This is a genomic window from Baekduia soli (genome assembly GCF_007970665.1).
Lineage (GTDB): Bacteria > Actinomycetota > Thermoleophilia > Solirubrobacterales > Solirubrobacteraceae > Baekduia > Baekduia soli.
The window spans coordinates 1,187,213-1,203,757 of the sequence record NZ_CP042430.1 but is presented as its reverse complement, the minus strand read 5'-3'; the positions used below and the strand labels follow the sequence as shown (position 1 = coordinate 1,203,757).

The 16,545-nt window shown below is 74.2% G+C and carries 10 protein-coding genes and 2 pseudogenes; 6 read left to right on the top strand and 6 right to left on the bottom strand.

Annotation, left to right across the window (positions count from 1 at the left end):
- The first annotated feature begins 448 nt into the window (after positions 1–448).
- Positions 449–2,560 (top strand): glycogen debranching protein GlgX, encoded by a 2,112-nt coding sequence (gene glgX / locus FSW04_RS05585; protein WP_228430926.1) that lies wholly within the window; start codon positions 449–451, stop codon positions 2,558–2,560.
- Between the two features lie 654 nt (positions 2,561–3,214).
- Here glgX and FSW04_RS05580 read toward each other — a convergent pair.
- Both FSW04_RS05580 and FSW04_RS05575 read right to left on the bottom strand, forming a co-directional pair.
- Positions 3,215–4,324, bottom strand: coding sequence for an FAD-dependent oxidoreductase (locus FSW04_RS05580; RefSeq protein ID WP_187369275.1), 1,110 nt, complete (start codon positions 4,322–4,324; stop codon positions 3,215–3,217).
- 216 nt (positions 4,325–4,540) lie between these two features.
- Entirely contained in the window at positions 4,541–6,277 is a 1,737-nt protein-coding gene (locus tag FSW04_RS05575) for a glycoside hydrolase family protein (protein WP_146917115.1), read from the bottom strand.
- A gap of 131 nt (positions 6,278–6,408) precedes the next feature.
- Here FSW04_RS05575 and FSW04_RS28315 point away from each other — a divergent pair.
- Together FSW04_RS28315 and FSW04_RS05565 are read left to right on the top strand one after the other, a co-directional pair.
- Positions 6,409–7,769 (top strand): annotated as a pseudogene (locus tag FSW04_RS28315) (aldehyde dehydrogenase family protein).
- 55 nt (positions 7,770–7,824) lie between these two features.
- Complete coding sequence (locus FSW04_RS05565; protein ID WP_146917111.1) at positions 7,825–10,029, top strand: diguanylate cyclase domain-containing protein; 2,205 nt, start codon at positions 7,825–7,827, stop codon at positions 10,027–10,029.
- A 15-nt stretch (positions 10,030–10,044) separates the two neighbouring features.
- Here FSW04_RS05565 and FSW04_RS26815 read toward each other — a convergent pair whose 3' ends face one another.
- Positions 10,045–11,292 (bottom strand): tetratricopeptide repeat protein, encoded by a 1,248-nt coding sequence (locus tag FSW04_RS26815; protein ID WP_228430922.1) that lies wholly within the window; start codon positions 11,290–11,292, stop codon positions 10,045–10,047.
- Positions 11,293–11,343: 51 nt separating this feature from the next.
- Between FSW04_RS26815 and FSW04_RS26810 the strand changes: the two genes are divergently transcribed.
- The 3 genes and pseudogenes from FSW04_RS26810 to FSW04_RS05550 all read left to right on the top strand — a co-directional run bounded on the left by FSW04_RS26810 (position 11,344) and on the right by FSW04_RS05550 (position 14,952).
- Positions 11,344–12,384, top strand: coding sequence for a UDP-N-acetylmuramate dehydrogenase (locus FSW04_RS26810; RefSeq protein WP_228430920.1), 1,041 nt, complete (start codon positions 11,344–11,346; stop codon positions 12,382–12,384).
- Between the two features lie 48 nt (positions 12,385–12,432).
- Positions 12,433–14,090: pseudogene (gene ettA, locus FSW04_RS05555) on the top strand (energy-dependent translational throttle protein EttA).
- Positions 14,091–14,097: 7 nt separating this feature from the next.
- On the top strand, positions 14,098–14,952 hold the full coding sequence (locus tag FSW04_RS05550; RefSeq protein ID WP_146917104.1) for a DsbA family protein: 855 nt from the start codon (positions 14,098–14,100) through the stop codon (positions 14,950–14,952).
- On the opposite strand, the gene FSW04_RS05545 is transcribed toward FSW04_RS05550, so the two are convergent.
- From FSW04_RS05545 to FSW04_RS05540, 3 genes are read right to left on the bottom strand one after another with little or no spacing between them, the layout of a single operon-like run.
- Positions 14,916–15,455, bottom strand: coding sequence for a hypothetical protein (locus tag FSW04_RS05545; protein WP_146917102.1), 540 nt, complete (start codon positions 15,453–15,455; stop codon positions 14,916–14,918). The two genes, FSW04_RS05550 and FSW04_RS05545, sit on opposite strands and share 37 nt — an antisense overlap.
- Position 15,456: 1 nt before the next feature.
- The gene (locus FSW04_RS27765) at positions 15,457–15,591 is read right to left on the bottom strand and encodes a hypothetical protein (protein ID WP_267128288.1); all 135 of its coding nucleotides are present in this window, start codon (positions 15,589–15,591) and stop codon (positions 15,457–15,459) included.
- A 3-nt stretch (positions 15,592–15,594) separates the two neighbouring features.
- Entirely contained in the window at positions 15,595–16,293 is a 699-nt protein-coding gene (locus tag FSW04_RS05540; RefSeq protein ID WP_146917099.1) for an HAD family hydrolase, read from the bottom strand.
- Positions 16,294–16,545 lie beyond the last annotated feature (252 nt).

Here is a 16,545-nt window from a genome sequence, read left to right as displayed (position 1 = left end):
GCGGATGGCGGGCGCGTGAGCGCCGGCCGGTGCCCGGGCCGCGACAGCGACGGCAACGCCCCCGGCATGGCGCCCGTGGAGGGCATGCGGGTCGCCCTCCGGCCGCCCGTGGCGATGCCGCCGGCCTGAGCCTGCCGCCGCAGGCGCTCTACCGCACGCTGCGGAAGTACGCCGCCCTGATCGACGACCAGAGGCGGCGGTCCCGCGCTGGTCCCCGACGCCGACGGCTCCGTCCCATCGGGCGGGGCGCTCATGCTGCGCTCCGAGCACCCCGTGGGCCGGGATCTCCGGGCCGGTGAAGATGGGCCCCGACGCGCTGCCCGAGCCGCTGTCCTGGCGTCGCCGCGCACCGCATGCGGCCTGCCGCCGCCGGGTACCTGACCTCCGCCGGTCGAGGTCCGTGCCCGGCGGTCCCCGTCCGTCCCCCTCGCCCTCCGGAGGCTCCTGCGTGCCCGACTCCCCCGACCCCGTGGTCCGTCCCGGCCGCGCGTTCCCCCAGGGTGTGTTCGCCGACGCCCAGGGCACGAACTTCTCGCTGTGGTCGGGCGGCGCCGAGCGCGTCGAGCTCTGCCTGTTCGACGACGACGGCCGCGAGACGCGGATCGAGGTGCCCGACCGCACCGCCCATCAGTGGCACTGCCACGTGGAGGGCGTCGGTCCCGGCCAGCGCTACGGCTACCGCGTGCACGGGCCCTACGACCCGGCGCGGGGCCTGCGCTTCAACGCGTCCAAGCTGCTGCTGGACCCCTACGCGGCGGCCATCGACGGGACCGTGGACTGGGACGGCCCGACCCTGCTGCCCTACGTGCCCGGCGAGGGCGACGACGCCGACCTCACGCCGGAGGAGACCGACAGCGCCCCGGCCATGCCCAAGTCCGTGGTCGCCGACCGCAGCTACGACTGGGAGGGGGACGAGCCGCCGCAGCACCGGTGGGAGCAGACCGTGATCTACGAGGCCCACGTCCGCGGGCTCACCATGCGCCACCCCGGCGTGCCCGAGGAGCTGCGCGGCACCTACGCGGGCCTGGCCTCCCCGGCCGTCCTGGACCACCTCACGGGCCTGGGCGTCACGGCCGTCGAGCTGCTCCCCGTCCACCACTTCATCGACGAGAGCTTCCTGGCCGAGCGCGGGCTGACCAACTACTGGGGCTACAGCTCGATCGGATTCTTCGCCCCGCACGGCCCCTACGCGGCCGCCGGGTCACGCGGCGACCAGGTCCGCGAGTTCAAGGACATGGTCAAGGCACTGCACCGCGCCGGCCTGGAGGTGATCCTCGACGTCGTCTACAACCACACCGCCGAGGGCAACCACCTCGGTCCCATGCTCGCCTTCAAGGGCATCGACAACCTGGCCTACTACCGCCAGACCGAGGACCCGCGGTTCTTCATGGACTACACGGGGACGGGCAACAGCCTGGACCCGACCCATCCCCAGGTGCTGCGCCTCATCATGGACTCATTGCGCTACTTCGCCCAGGAGTGCCACGTCGACGGCTTCCGCTTCGACCTCGCCGCGGCCCTGGCCCGCGGCCTGCACGAGGCCGACCGGCTCTCGGGCTTCCTGGACACGATCCACCAGGACCCGGTCCTCTCCCAGGTCAAGCTCATCGCCGAGCCGTGGGACGTCGGCCCCGGCGGCTATCAGGTCGGCAACTTCCCCGTGCTCTGGAGCGAGTGGAACGGCGAGTACCGCGACGACCTCCGCGACTTCTGGCGCGGCGAGCTGCCGCTGGCCACCTTCGCTGAGCGCTTCGCGGGCTCGGCCGACCTGTACGCCGACGACGGACGCCGCCCGGGCGCCTCCATCAACTTCATCACCGCCCACGACGGCTTCACACTGCGCGACCTCGTGTCCTACAACGACAAGCACAACGAGGCCAACCTGGAGGACAATCAGGACGGGGCCGACGACAACCGGTCGTGGAACTGCGGCGCCGAGGGCCAGACCGACGACCCGGAGGTGCTCGCGCTGCGCGCCCGCCAGCAGCGCAACCTCCTGGCCACGCTCGTCCTGTCGCAGGGCGTGCCGATGATCCTCGGCGGCGACGAGGGCGGCCGGACGCAGGGCGGCAGCAACAACGCCTGGTGCCAGGACAACGAGAGCTCCTGGCACGACTGGGACGGCCTGGACGCCGGGCTCGTGGACTTCACGCGCCGTGTCGTGGCGCTGCGCCGCGACGAGCCGGTCTTTCGGCGCCGGGACTTCCTGACGGGCGACGAGCAGCCCGGCTCCGATCTGCCCGACGTGCTGTGGCTGCGCCCCGACGGCCCCGCGCTGTCCGACGGCGACTGGGAGCACGAGGGTGCCCGTGCGCTCGCCGTCTTCCTCAACGGCCGCGGGGCGCGGCGCACCGACGACGGCGACCACGCCCACGCCGGCACGTTCCTCGTGGCGTTCAACGCCCACCACGAGGGCGTGGAGTTCACGATCGACCCGGAGCTCGGCGAGGGGTGGACCGTCGAGCTGGCCTCCGACGACGACGCGCAGGAGGGCGCCGAGGTGCGCTCGATGATCCTGCCGGGGCGCTCGCTGCGCGTGCTGCGCCGTCGCCAGGACTGAGCAGGCGCACCGCCGCCGTGATCCGCCGGGCGGCGGGCGGCGGGGGCTGGTGGCCCCCGCGCCCGCCGCGTGGCGGATGGTCGCCCCGGGCCGGCCGGTGCGGGGCGGCGGCGCGTGGGGGCGACGGGGCGAGGCCGGAGGAGAGGAGGACGACCTCGCGCCTCCCAGCGTGACGGGTCCGGGGCGGGCCGGGGTGAACGTCGTGTTGCCCGCCGGCGATCACCGGATGGCCACGACCGCGTGCCGGTCGCTGGCCAGGGTGACGGCAGCGTGGGCCCTCGGGACAGGGGCCACCACAGCATCTGAGCCCCCGAGAGCAGGGATGTTCTCGGGGGCCCGCTGTGGGCCGGAGCCCGCGGGGCTCCTCGGTCAGGCCGCCCCGCGCCCCGTCTGCTCCTGCTTCGTGCGCCGGGTCGGTGCGGCGCTTAACGGCCTCGACCCCTGCACCGGGAGGGGTGCAGGGGCCGAGGAGCGAAAAGCGTTCATGCCCAGAAAGGCGGCGGCGTCCGTTCCGGGCTTCCGTGCCCTGCCTTCCCCCACCCCATCGACACCTGCGAGCAGAACCTTAGGCCCATATCGGGCATTCGACATTTCGGGCGGAAACGTCGAACCGGTGCATTGCGCGGTTGCGCGGTGCCAGAGGGCGATTCCCGCTCATTGCGGGGTTTTTCCCGCCGTCCGCAGCACGACGTCGGCGCTGCGCGGCCCGAGCCCGTACCGCGTCTCGGGGCTCTCGGAGCCCAGCAGCCAGCGCTCCAGGCGCTCGGCCAGCGCGGGGCCGTGCTTGAACGCGTGGCCCGAGCCGCCGCCCACCAGCCACACCCGGTCGCCGTGCTCGGGGTGCGGCGCGACGATGAACCGGGAGTCCGGCGTCAGCTCGTACTGGCACACCCGCGTGCCGATGATCGGGGCGCCCGCCAGCCCCGGGAATCGGTGGGCGAGGTAGTCGCGCGCCAGCCGCTCGTGCTCGGGGCGGGGGACGCGCTCGGCGGACTCCGGCTCGAACGGCGGCCCGTCGATGTCCGGGGCGACCTTGACGCCGCGCCCGTCGAGATCGCCGAGGCCGTAGGCGGCGCCGTCGTAGTCCACCCAGGCCGGGATCCCGGGGGCGACCCAGCGGCTGTCGGCGCCGAAGTAGAAGACGTCCTGCTGGGTGATGCGCAGCGGCAGCAGCTCGCCGAACAGCGCGGGCAGCCACGCCCCGCAGGCCCAGACGACGCGGTCGGCCTCGAGCACCTCGCCGTCGTCGAGGACGACGCGCTCGCCGTCGGGACGCGCCCGCGCCGCGCGCAACTCGGTGCCGGCCTGCACCGCCCGCCGCGTCAGGGCGCGGACCGCGTCGCGGGCGCGCAGCACGCCGGCCTCGGGCTCCAGCAGCGTGAACCGCAGGTCGTCGGTGCAGACGCTGGGGTAGAGCCCGGTCGCGTCGACGCGCTCGCACGGGATCCCCAGGTCGGTCAGCGTGCGCTCGCTGGCCGCCTCCCAGCCGTCGTCGCGCCGGGCGAACCAGGCGACCCCGGTGGGCGCCACGAGCGCCGGGTCCAGCTCGCGCCACAGCACGAGCGCGCGGCGCGAGAGCTCGGCGTGGAACCGGTCGTCGCCGTGGGCGCTGCGGATGAGGCGCGACTCGTCGCCGCTGCCCGACCGGACATGGCCGGGGCTGTACTGCTCGACGAGCGTGACGGGGTGCCCGGAGCGCGCGAGGCGGTCGGCGAGGGCGGCGCCGAGCACGCCGGCGCCCACGATGACGACGGAGAACGGCACGAGGATTGCGACCCTACCTCGCGCCGTGCGGTCCTTGGGCGCCTCGTCCTCCCCGCGCCCTCCTGGACACCTTGACCTGCATGTCGCCCGTCAATCCGCCACCGACCGTCACAGAACGGCAACCGCGGCGGACGACCGGGCGCGCCCAGGCCCTCAGCGCGATCTCCCCTCGCTCCCCCGCCGCTCCTGGGGCCGAGACCCTGGACGGGCCCGGCGCTACTTCACCCGGAACGTGAGGTAGCGCGAGGTCGTCTTCCTCCAGGGCGCCTGGCCCCGGTAGACGAGCCGCACCCGCCACGCGCCCGCCAGCTTGAGCCTGGCCGAGAACGAGAAGGGCTTGGCGGCCGGCTTGAGGCCGCCGATGAGCTTGCGCCACTTGCCCTTCTTGTTGCGGTACTGCCACTCGACGGCGACCTTGCCGCCGATGGACGGCGTCGGGCCCGCGGCGGCCGCGGCCGAACGCGACAGCGAGCCGGCCACGCGGCACACGCGCTTCCTGCACGTGACCTTCTTCGTCTTGAGCTTGAAGAGCGGCGTCAGCGTCGCGGCCAGCGTCCTGACCTTGACCACCGGGATGGTCTGCGTCGACGTGTTGCCGTTGGCGTCCAGCGCGGTGACCTCGATCGTGTGGTTGCCCAGGCCGAGCTTGCCCGAGCCCTGCCACGGCGCCAGGCCGACCGGGACGTTGCCGGTCAGGCCGTCGGTGAAGTTGCGGATCTCGGTGCCGCCGTCGTAGCTGAACGTGATGCGCGCCAGGCCGACGCCGGTGTCGGTCGCCGCCGCCGAGAGGTCGAGCTTGTCGACGAACTGCTGGCCGGGCACCGGCTTGACGACGCGGATCGACGGCGGGTCGAAGTCGCCGCAGCTGCCGGGCGGGCCGCCGTCGCCGGCGACGATGTCGCGGAACGTCCCGAGCGCCGGCTTGGCCGAGCCGTCGGTGCGCAGCAGGCCGTAGTGGTTGAGCTCGTCGACGGGCTCGGTGCTCGTGTCGCGCATGGTGAACCACAGCGCCTGCGTGACGTAGGGGTCGTTGGCCAGGCAGCCGTAGGCCTTGGCGAGGTAGCCGGCCTGCTGGGCCTCCGTGACCCCCGAGGGCTTGAGCCCGGCCCACTGGCCGCGGGTGCAGGAGTTCGGGACGCCGCCGGTCGACGACCAGCCCAGCTCGCTCATCCAGATCGGCTTGCCGCCGTCGCCGTGGGCGACCATGGTGTCGTGCACGGTGCGGTAGCCCAGGAACGTGAAGCGCGCCAGCTTGCCGTCGTTCTCGCGGTAGAACGCGTCGGGCCCGCGGTCCAGGCACGCCGTGTCGGTGTGCACGGCCACGACGTCGAACGAGCCCTGCGCGCCGGCGGTGTAGAGGTTCTCCAGCCACTGGTAGTCGTTGCCCGTCATCGGGCCGGCCACGACGGTCGCGGCCGGGTCGCCGGCCTTGATCCCGGCGTACGCGGCGCGCAGCATCGCGGCGTACTGGGTCGCGTCGGGGGCCGGGTGCCAGAAGATGTTCTCGTCGGGCTCGTTCCACACCTCGTAACCCGCGACCGCGCCCACGGTCCTGTTGTGGGCCGCGAAGCGCTTGAGGAAGTCGGCGAAGTCCGCCGGGTTGGCCGGCGGCACGTCGACGTCGGTCGACCCGCTGGCCCAGGCCGGCGCCTCCGTGACGACGAACAGCGGCTTGGCGCCCGCGGCGTTGAGCTGGTGGATCGCGTCGTCGTAGACCTTGATCGTGTTGGCCAGGTTGACGTCGTGGGACGGGTACTGCCCGCGCGCGTCGGGCTCGAAGTCCTTCCACAGCGCGAAGATCCGCACGGTCTTGGCGCCGGTGGCGATGGCCTCCGACACGCGGTCGGGGGTCGGCGCGCCGGCGATGTTGATGCCGGGGGAGGCCGCGTGGGCGGCCGGGGCCATCAGCGCGGTGATCGCGGCGGCGAGCGGGAGGATCTTGAGCAGGTTCATGGCAGGCGGAAGCGGAGGCGGGGTCCCTCCAGGAGTCGGAGCGTCGCCACCCTCGCTTGACCCGATTCCGTCCGCCGACGGACACCTTTGGACGCCTCCGGGCGCGCTCCCGCGCCGGTAGCGTGGCCCGCATGCCCACGTCCCCGCCGCTGCGCTCGACGAACCCCGCCGACCTCGACGACGTCGTGCTCGAGGTCGCCGCGGGCGACGCGGAGGCGTTCGCCGCCGCCTGCCGCCGGACCCGCGACGCCCAGGCGGGCTGGGCGGCCACCCCCGCGCCGGTCCGCGGGCGCGCGATCCAGCAGATCGGCCGGATCGTCGAGGCCAACAAGGACGCCCTGGCGGCCCTGGTCACGCGCGAGATCGGCAAGCCGCTGGCCGAGTCGCTCGGCGAGGTCCAGGAGATCATCGACACGTGCAGCTTCTTCGCCGGCGAGGGGCGGCGCCTCTACGGCCAGACCGTCCCGTCGGAGATGCCCGACAAGCAGCTCTTCACGTTCCGCGCGCCCGTCGGCGTGGCGGCGACCATCACCGCGGGCAACTTCCCGGTCGCGGTGCCGTCCTGGTACCTCATCCCCGCGCTGCTGTGCGGCAACGGCGTGGTGTTCAAGCCGGCCGAGTACGCGCCGGCCACCGGCCAGGCGCTCGCCGAGCTGCTCTGAGCCGGGGGCCTGCCCGACGGGATCCTCCAGGTCGTGCAGGCCGACGGGCCGTCCACGTTCGCCGGCCTGGAGCGCGCGCTGCAGGAGGGGACCGTCGACAAGGTCGGCTTCACGGGCTCCAGCGAGGTCGGGCGCGAGGTCGGCGCGCTCTGCGGCCGCCACCTGCAGTCGCCGTGCCTCGAGCTGGGCGGCAAGAACCCCATGGTCGTGATGGCCGACGCCGACGTCGACCTGGCCGTCGAGGGCGCGCTGTTCGGCGGCTTCGGCACATCCTCGAGCGCTTCTGCGACCACGACCTGGGCCTCGTCCGAGACCACCACGCGGTCCACGGGTCGACGGGCACCGGGCGCATCACGACCGCCAACCCGCGCGCGGGCTTCGTGGGCGATGACCCCGAGCGCGGGCTGTTCGTGCACCCCACGCTGGTCACGGGCGTGCGGATCGACGACGAGATGGCCCGGACGGAGACGTTCGGCCCGCTGGTGGGCGTCGCGCGGTTCGGCGACGTCGAGGAGGCCATGGCGCTGGCCGCCCACGGCTACGGCCTGTCGTCGTCGATCTACACGACCGACCCGGGCCATGCCTTCCGCTTCCGCGAGCGCATCTCGGCGGGGATGGTGTCGGTCAACACGTCGACCTCGGGCGCCGAGGCGCATCTGCCCTTCGGAGGCAACGGGCGCTCGGGCAACGGCTCCCGGCAGTCCGGGATCTGGGTGCTCGACCAGTTCACCCGCTGGCAGTCGCTGAACTGGGACTTCTCCGGGCGGCTGCAGAAGGCCCAGATGGACACGGCCGAGATCGAGGCCGACCTGGGCTTCCGGCTGCCCTGACACCGGGCAGACACGCCCGCTACGGCCGCGGTGCGCGGTGCCGATACCCCGGGGCATGGAGCCGACGCAGGGATACGACCCCGAGGGCGTCTCGGGCATCGTCGTGGCCGACGCCACGCAGCCCGGGTACCCGCTGACCTACGTGAGCCCGGGGTTCGAGCAGCTCACGGGCCACGGCGCCGACGAGGTGCTGGGGCGCAGCTGCAACCTGCTGCAGGGCCCGGACACCGACCCGCGCACCGTCGCCGTGCTGCGCGCCGCGCTGGCCGAGGGCCGCGACGCGTACGTCACGCTGCTGAACTACCGCGCCGACGGCACCCCGTTCTGGAACGAGGTCGCGATCTCCCCCCAGCGCGACGAGCAGGGGACGGTCGTGCGCTACCTCGGCGTGCAGCGCGACGTCACCGCCCGCATGCGCGCCGAGGCGCGCATCCACGAGCTCGCCTACTTCGACACCCTCACGGGCCTGGCCAACCGCGCCGCGCTGCACGACGAGCTGCGCTCGGCCCTGCACCGCGCGCGCGTCCACGACCGCGAGGTCGCCCTGCTGTTCGTCGACCTCGACGACTTCAAGCGCATCAACGACGGCCGCGGCCACCACGTCGGCGACGAGGTGCTGCGCGCGGTCGCCGAGCGCCTGCGCGCCGTGGTGCGCCCGCAGGACCTCCTCGCCCGTCCGGGCGGCGACGAGTTCACGCTCCTGGTCAAGGACGTCGGCGGCGAGGCCTCGGCCATCGGCACCGACCTCGCGGGCCGCGTCGTCGCCGCACTGCGCGAGCCGCTGGAGATCGAGGGGCGCCCCCTCGAGGTCCGGGCCAGCGTGGGCGTCAGCACGTTCCCGCGCGACGCGACCTCGGCCGAGGACCTCCTGCGCCACGCCGACGCCGCGATGTACGTCGCCAAGGGCGGCGGCAAGGACGGCTTCCACGTCTACCGCTCGCGCGCCGTGGGCGCCGGCCATCAGCCCGACGACGCGTTCGGCGCCGCCGAGTTCGCGGGCGAGCTGGACCGGATCCTGCGCGACGGCGCGCTGATGACGGCCTACCAGCCCATCGTCGAGATCGCCGGTGGGGCCGTCGTGGCCTACGAGGCGCTCGCCCGCGGCCCCGAGGGCTCGCCGCTGCACCACCCCGACCGCCTCTTCGCGGCCGCGGTCGCGGCCGGGCGCGTGGTCGAGCTCGACTGGGCCTGCCGGGTCGCGGCGGTCACGGGCGCCCTGGAGGCCGGCCTGGGCCGCAGCGCGTCGCTGTTCCTCAACTGCGAGCCGACCACGATCGACGCGCCGTGCCCGCCCGAGCACCTGGCGGTCTGGGAGCGCGGCCTGGCCGAGCTCGACCTCGTCCTGGAGATCACCGAGCGCGCGGTCACCGACCGTCCCGCCGAGCTCTCGCGCGTCGTCGCCGGCCACCGCGACGCCGGCCGCGGCATCGCGCTGGACGACATCGGCGCCGACGTCCGCTCGCTGGCCCTGCTGCCCCTGGTGGCACCCGACGTCATGAAGCTCGACCTGCGCCTCGTGCAGGACCGCCCGTCGACCGACCAGGCCGCCATCGTCAGCGCCGTCGCGGCCGAGCGCGAGCGCACCGGCGCGCTCATCCTCGCGGAGGGCATCGAGACCGAGGCGCACTGCAGCGTCGCCCGGACCCTGGGGGCCACGCTGGGCCAGGGCTGGCTGTGGGGCCGCCCGGGCCCGCTGCCCGGCGCCCCCCGCGACGTGCTCATGCGCCGTCCGATCACGGGTGGCACGCGCCGCGCGATCGCCTACCCGGGCGGCTCGCCGTTCGAGGTCGTCCGCGGCCAGCGCGACATGGCCGAGGCCAGCAAGCGCCTGCTGCTGCCGATGAGCCACCACCTCGAGAACCGGGCGATGCGCATCGGCGAGGGCGCGGTGATCCTGTCGGCCTTCCAGCAGGCTCGGCACTTCACCCCGGCCACCGTCCGCCGCTACGAGACGCTCGCGCGCAGCTCGAGCCTGGTCGCCGCCTTCGGCGTCGGCCTGGGCGAGGAGCCCGTCCGCGGCGTGCGCGGCGCGTGCATCGCGCCCGACGACATCCTCGCCGGCGAGTGGAGCGTCGTGGTGCTCGGCCCGCACTTCGCGGGCGCGCTGGTCGCCATGGACCTCGGCGACGAGGGCCCCGACCGCGACCGCCGGTTCCTCTTCGCGACGGTCTACGACCGCGACCTCGTCATCGCCGCCGCCCGGACGCTCCTGCACCGGATCGCCCCGGCGCGCGAGCGCGACGGGGCCCGCGTCCTGTAGGCCGGCGGCGGGCGCTCAGGCCGCGGGGAGCACCCGCGGCTGGGCGGCATGCAGGCGCTCGAGCAGGTCGGCGACGTCGAGGTCGTCGGGCGCCAGGCGCCGCGCACGCTCGGCCGCGGCGATCGCGTCGCTGACGCGGTCGGTCCGTGCCAGCGCGTGCGCGTAGCGGTTCCACGCCGCGGGGTGCTCGGCGTCCAGGAGCGTCGCCTGCTCGGTCGCGGTGACCTCACCGCCGAGGTCGCCGCCGAGGTGGAGGGCCAGGGCGAGGTCGAGCAGGCCCTCGACGCTGGGGCCCAGGCGCCGTGCGCGCTCCAGCGCGTCCAGCGCGCCGGCGCGGTCCAGCAGCCGCAGCCGCAGCCGGCCGACGCGCTCCCACGCGCCCGCGTCCTGCGGGCCGCGCTCGGCGGCGCGCAGCGCGGCCTCCACGGCGAGGTCGAACGCGCCCATGTCCTCGTAGATGCGCGCGGCGTAGCGGTGCGCCGCCGGGCGCGACGGGTCGGCGCGCGCCCAGTCCCGGACGGAGCGGCCCGCCGCGGGCAGGTCGCCGGCCTGCCAGAACGCCAGCGTGAGCAGGCGCAGCACCGACACGTTGGCGGGCTCGGCGTCGCGCGCGTAGATGAGGCGCTGGGCGGCGAGCTTGAAGTCGTTGTCGTGCATCGCGTGCTGGGCGGCGGTCATGAACCGCTGAACGCGCTCGTGGCCGGGGTCGGGCTTGGAGAAGTCCACGAACTGCAGCGAGCCGGCGGGGACGGTGCGCACGCCGGGCTGGAAGCGCACGCGCGCCCACTGCTGCACGTCGTCCTCGGCGCCGGTGAAGTAGATGCCCGCGACCTCCCCCACGCCCCACTCCGGGTAGGACAGGCAGCGCGCGTAGCGGTGCACGACGGAGTGGTCGGGCACCCGCGTGCCGAACGGGTCGTGGCGCTCGCGCTCGGCCTCGGCGGCCTGGCGGCGCTGCTGCTCCTCGTAGTTGCGCCGGCCGGCCTCGGCCCGCGCCTCGCGCGCGGCCGCCGCGCTGACCTTGACCGCGTTGCGCGACACGCGCCCGCCGCGCGAGCCCTCCGCGAGGCTCTCGAGCTGGTCGGCGGCCTCGTTGATGGCCTTGAGGTGGCGCTCGTGCTCGACCTGCTTGCCCGGCGGGGCCAGGTCGGGGTGCCAGATCTTGGCCTGCCGGCGCCGCGCGAGCTGGACGTCGCGCTTCTCGAACGGCGGGTCGAGCTCCAGCAGGAGCAGCGCCTGTTCGATGTCGAGGACCTGCGGCACGACGATCGAGGGTACCGGCCCCGACGCGGCCAGCCCCTACGCTCCCTCGTCGTGGATCTGTCGCGGTACACGACGCTGCACCTCGGCGGCCCCGCCGAGCGGCTGGTCACGGCCACGACGGAGGCCGAGCTCCTTCACGCCGTCGCCGAGGCCGACGGCGCCGGCGCGCCGCTGCTGCTGCTCGCGGGCGGGTCGAACCTCGTCGTGGCCGACGCGGGCGTGCGGGGCACGGTCGTCCGGGTCCTGACGTCCGGGGTGCGGCGCGACGGCGACGTGCTCGAGGCCGCCGCGGGCGAGTCCTGGGACGCGCTGGTCGCGGCCTCCGTGGCCGACGGCCTCGCCGGCATCGAGTGCCTCGCCGGCATCCCGGGCTCGGTCGGCGCCACGCCGATCCAGAACGTCGGGGCCTACGGCCAGGAGGTCGCCGACGTCATCACCGGCGTCCGGGCGCTGGACCGCACGACGGGCGTCGTCGTCGAGCTGGACCCCGCGGCCTGCGCGTTCGCCTACCGCTCCAGCGCGTTCAAGCGCGACCCCGGGCGGTTCGTCGTGCTGTCGGTGCGCTTCGCGCTGCACGCCGGCGGGCGCTCGCAGCCCATCCGCTACGCCGAGCTGGCACGGGCGCTCGACGTCGGCATCGGCGACCGGGTCGACCTGGCCGCCGCCCGCGCGGCGGTCCTCGGGCTGCGCCGCGCCAAGGGCATGGTGCTGGACCCCGGCGACCCCGACACCGCCAGCGCCGGGTCGTTCTTCACGAACCCGATCCTCACCGGCGAGGCGTTCGCGGCGCTGGCCGCACGCGCGCAGGAGCGCCTGGGCGAGGGCGCGCGGCCACCGGCCTTCCCGGAGGCCGACGGGCGCGTGAAGACCTCGGCGGCGTGGCTCATCGAGCGCGCGGGCTTCCGGCGCGGCCACGGCGATCCCGCCGGCATCGCGATCTCCTCCAAGCACGTGCTCGCGCTCACCAACCGCGGCGCGGGGACGACGGCCGCGCTCGTGGCCCTGGCCCGGGAGATCGCCGCAGGCGTGCACGCGGCCTTCGGCGTGGTGCTCGTTCCGGAGCCGGTGTTCGCCGGGCACGCCTGGCGCTGAGCGCCCCGCGCACCACCACGGCGGCGCGCCTCCTATCCTGAGGGGTTCATGGCGCCTCAGTACATCTTCCAGATGCAGCGGCTGACGAAGGCCTACGGGCCGGAGAAGCCGATCCTCAACGACGTGAGCCTGTCGTTCCTCTCGGGGGCGAAGATCGGCGTGCTGGGCTACAACGGCGCCGGCAAGTCGACGCTCCTGAAGATCATGGCGGGCATCGACACCGACTTCCGCAGCGGCGACGCGCAGCTGGCCCCCGGCGCGACCGTCGGCCTGCTCGAGCAGGAGCCCCAGCTCGACCCCGACAAGACCGCGCGCGAGAACGTCCTCGACGGCGTGGCCGAGGTCAAGGCCCTGATGGACCGCTTCAACGAGCTGTCCATGAACTACTCCGACGAGACGGCCGACGAGTTCGCCGACCTGCAGGCCAAGATCGACGCGGCCGACGGCTGGAACCTCGACACGACCATCGACTACGCGATGGACGCGCTGCGCTGCCCGCCGGCCGACGCCGACGTCACGACGCTCTCCGGCGGCGAGCGTCGCCGCGTCGCCCTGTGCCGGCTGCTGCTCAGCGCCCCGACCTGCTGCTCCTCGACGAGCCCACGAACCACCTCGACGCCGAGTCGGTCGGCTGGCTCGAGCGCTACCTCGCCGACTACAAGGGCGCCGTCGTGGCCGTGACCCACGATCGCTACTTCCTGGACAACGTCGCCGGCTGGATCCTCGAGCTCGACCGCGGCCGCGGCATCCCCTACGAGGGCAACTACACCTCCTGGCTCGCGCAGAAGGAGAAGCGCCTGGAGATGCAGGAACGGCGCGACCTGGCCAAGGAGCGCGTCATCAAGGCCGAGCTCGAGTGGGTCCGCAAGAACCCCAAGGGCCGGCAGACCAAGCAGAAGGCCCGTATCTCCAACTACGAGGCCCTGGTCGCCGAAGAGAAGAACATCAAGCTCGACGACGTCCAGATCCACATCCCCGTCGCGACGCACCTCGGCAACGTCGTCGTCCAGGCCGAGGGGCTGCGCAAGGGCTTCGGCGACAAGCTGCTCATCGAGGACCTGAGCTTCGACCTGCCGCCCGGCGGCATCGTCGGCGTCATCGGGCCCAACGGCGCGGGCAAGACCACGCTGTTCAAGATGATCGCCGGCCAGGAGGAGCCCGACGACGGGACCCTGCGCATCGGCGATACCGTGCAGCTCTCCTACGTCGACCAGAGCCGCGACGCGCTCGACGGCGAGAAGTCGGTGTGGGAGGAGATCTCGGGCGGCCTGGAGCAGATCAAGGTCGGCGAGCGGGTCATGAACTCGCGGGCCTACACCTCGGGCTTCAACTTCAAGAAGGCCGAGCAGCAGAAGAAGATCAAGATGCTGTCCGGCGGCGAACGCAACCGCGTGCACCTGGCCAAGCTGCTGCGCACCGGCGGCAACCTGCTCCTGCTCGACGAGCCCACGAACGACCTCGACACCGACACGCTGCGCGCCCTCGAGGAGGCGCTGCTCAGCTACACGGGCTGCGCCGTGGTCATCTCCCACGATCGCTGGTTCCTGGACCGCGTCGCCACGCACGTGCTCGCGTTCGAGGGCGACTCCAAGGTGACGTGGTTCGAGGGCAACTTCGAGGCCTACGAGGAGTGGCGCCGCGCGACGCTCGGCGACGAGGCCGACCGGCCGCACCGCATCACCTACAAGAAGCTCACGCGCACCTGAGTGTCGCGTGGCCGACGTCTGCATCACCGAGTACACCGACCCCGGCTGCCCCTGGGCCTACAGTGCCGAGCCGTTCCGGCGGCGGCTGTCCTGGCTCTACGGCGACGCGCTGGAGTGGCGGGTGCGGATGGTCGGCCTGGCCGCGTCGCCCGAGGAGTACGCCGAGAAGGGCTTCACGCCGGCCCGGCAGGCCGCCGCGTTCCGCACCATCAGCCGCGAGCACCGCATGCCGATCGACACGCGCGAGCGCGAGCGGATGGCCGCCACGATCCCCGCGTGCCGCGCGGTGATCGCCGCGCGCCTGCACGCGCCGGAGGCGACCCGCGCCCTGCTGCGCCGCCTGCGGATCCGCAACTTCTCCGGCGAGCTGCTCGACACGCCGCAGACGATCGCGGGAGCGGCCGCCGACGCGGGCCTGGACCCCGCGCAGCTGCAGGCCTGGGCCGAGGGCGACGACGTCACCGCCGCGCTGGAGGAGGACATGGCGGCGTCGCGCGCACCGCTGCCGGCCGCACGCATCCTCGACGACAAGCTGGCCAACTGGTCCGGCGGGCGCCGGTACACGTGCCCGTCCTACGAGATCGTGCGGATCTCCGACGGCGTGAAGATCGCCGTTCCGGGCTTCCAGCCCTTCGCGGTCTACGACGTGATCACCGCCAACCTCGTGCCGGGCCTCGAGCGCCGCGAGCCCGCCTCCGCCGCCGAGGAGGTCCTGGCGTGGACGGGGACCCCGCTGGCCACGCAGGAGGTCGCCGTCGTTCGCGACATCTCCTTCGACGAGGCGCACGAGGAGCTCAGCCGGGTGGCCGACCTGCGGCCGCTGGGCTACGACGGGTTCTGGACGCTGCGCGCCGCCGCCTGAGCGGCGCCGTCCGGGATCAGCGTCGCGGGCAGCCCGCCGCCGAGCCGCGCCCGCACGGCCTCGAGCTCGTCGCGCGCCACGGTCGGGACCCCGAGCCGCCGGGCCACGCGTCCGACGGCCTCGCGACGCTCGGGGTCGTTGCGCGGCGGGAGCGCCAGGGCCTCGATGCGCCCGTGCTCGGCGCGCAGGCCGTCGGCGTGGACCTCGACGCGCCCCCACGCCGAGAGCACGCCCTCCGTCCACAGCCACTCGCCGTAGTAGCCCTGCGTGCCGGGACGGTGGTAGGCGTAGATGCCGCACTGGCAGTCGGGGTGGGGCGAGTCGTGCGGCGCCGACAGCCAGCCGCGCCCGCGCTGCAGCACGCGGTTGGCGTCGTAGCACGCGGCGTGCAGGACGCGGCCCTCCCAGCGGCACGGGATGTAGGGGGACATGAGCCGGTCGCCGAGGATCCGCCACGCCCGGAACCCCACGACCGGGGCGGCGATGTCCGGGGCGCGGAGCACGTCAGGTGCGGGCGGGCTCGGGCGCCGGCCGTGCGGGAGCGGTCGGCGCGGGGGCCGGGACGGCGGGCGCCGGCGCCTGGGCGGGGGTGCGCAGGGGCTCGACGACGATGGTGCGCGAGGGGCCGGAGAGCGACATGGCCTACGGGTCGATGGTAGCGCCGGCGAGGCCCTCCAACGCGCCGGGCAGGTCGTGCGCACGGTGCACGACCGCGTCGGCCCCACCGAGGTCCTGCGCCGCGAACGGGCCCGTCGCGATGGCGACCACGCGCACGCCGTCGGCGCGTGCGCAGGCGATGTCGCGCGGCGTGTCGCCGATGACCACGGCGTCCTCGCGCGGCCAGGGGCGCCCGTCGGCACCCGCGCGGGCGCGGGCGATCGCCGGCAGCGCGGCCCGGTCGTCGTCGTCGGAGCCGAACGCGCCCTGGCCGGGGCCGAAGAAGTGGGCGATCCCGGCGCGCTGGAGCTTGAGCCGCGCGACGGGCTCCATGTTGCCCGTCAGCAGCGAGAGGTGCTTGCCCGCGTCGGCGTGCAGGCCCTCGAGCACCTCGACGATGCCGGGGTTGAGGTGGTCGCGAAGGTCGGCGGGACAGCGGCGCGCGAACTCCTCGCAGGTCGCCGCCCGCACGTCGTCGGCGCGGGCGTCGATGCGCTCCGCCGAGACCCCGGCGAGCGTGAGGATCGACTTGGCGATGGCCCCGTCGGTGCGCCCCGCGGCCTCGACGCGCGCCGTCGGGATCTCGATCCGGTGCACGCGGCGCAGCGCGGCGTGCACCGCCTCGGCGTGCTCCCGTGAGGCCTTGAGCAGCAGGGTGCCGTCGATGTCGAAGAGCAGGAGCACTCCGGCGCATTAGAACACGTACGGCACCGCGGCCAGGGCGCCCAGCGCCTTCGCAGCGCGTACAGGAGCGAGTCCCTGTTGCGGACCTTCGCATGGAACCTCAAGCGACAGCGGACGTCGTGGACGCCGTAGCCTGTGGTGTCCACGTCGATGGAGTACGAGGCGCGGTCGTCGAACCGGTACGTCCACCCCTTGCGACGGGCCGGGATGGGGACTCGGATCACGGACGGCGGGCGAACGCCCCGCACCTGC

What these genes read in the sequence shown, in the direction of transcription:
- FSW04_RS27765 (WP_267128288.1), bottom strand. Translation starts at nt 15,591, where the DNA reads ATGTCGCTCTCCGGCCCCTCGCGCACCATCGTCGTCGAGCCCCTGCGC.
- FSW04_RS05565 (WP_146917111.1), top strand. Translation starts at nt 7,825, where the DNA reads ATGGAGCCGACGCAGGGATACGACCCCGAGGGCGTCTCGGGCATCGTC.
- FSW04_RS05575 (WP_146917115.1), bottom strand. Translation starts at nt 6,277, where the DNA reads ATGAACCTGCTCAAGATCCTCCCGCTCGCCGCCGCGATCACCGCGCTG.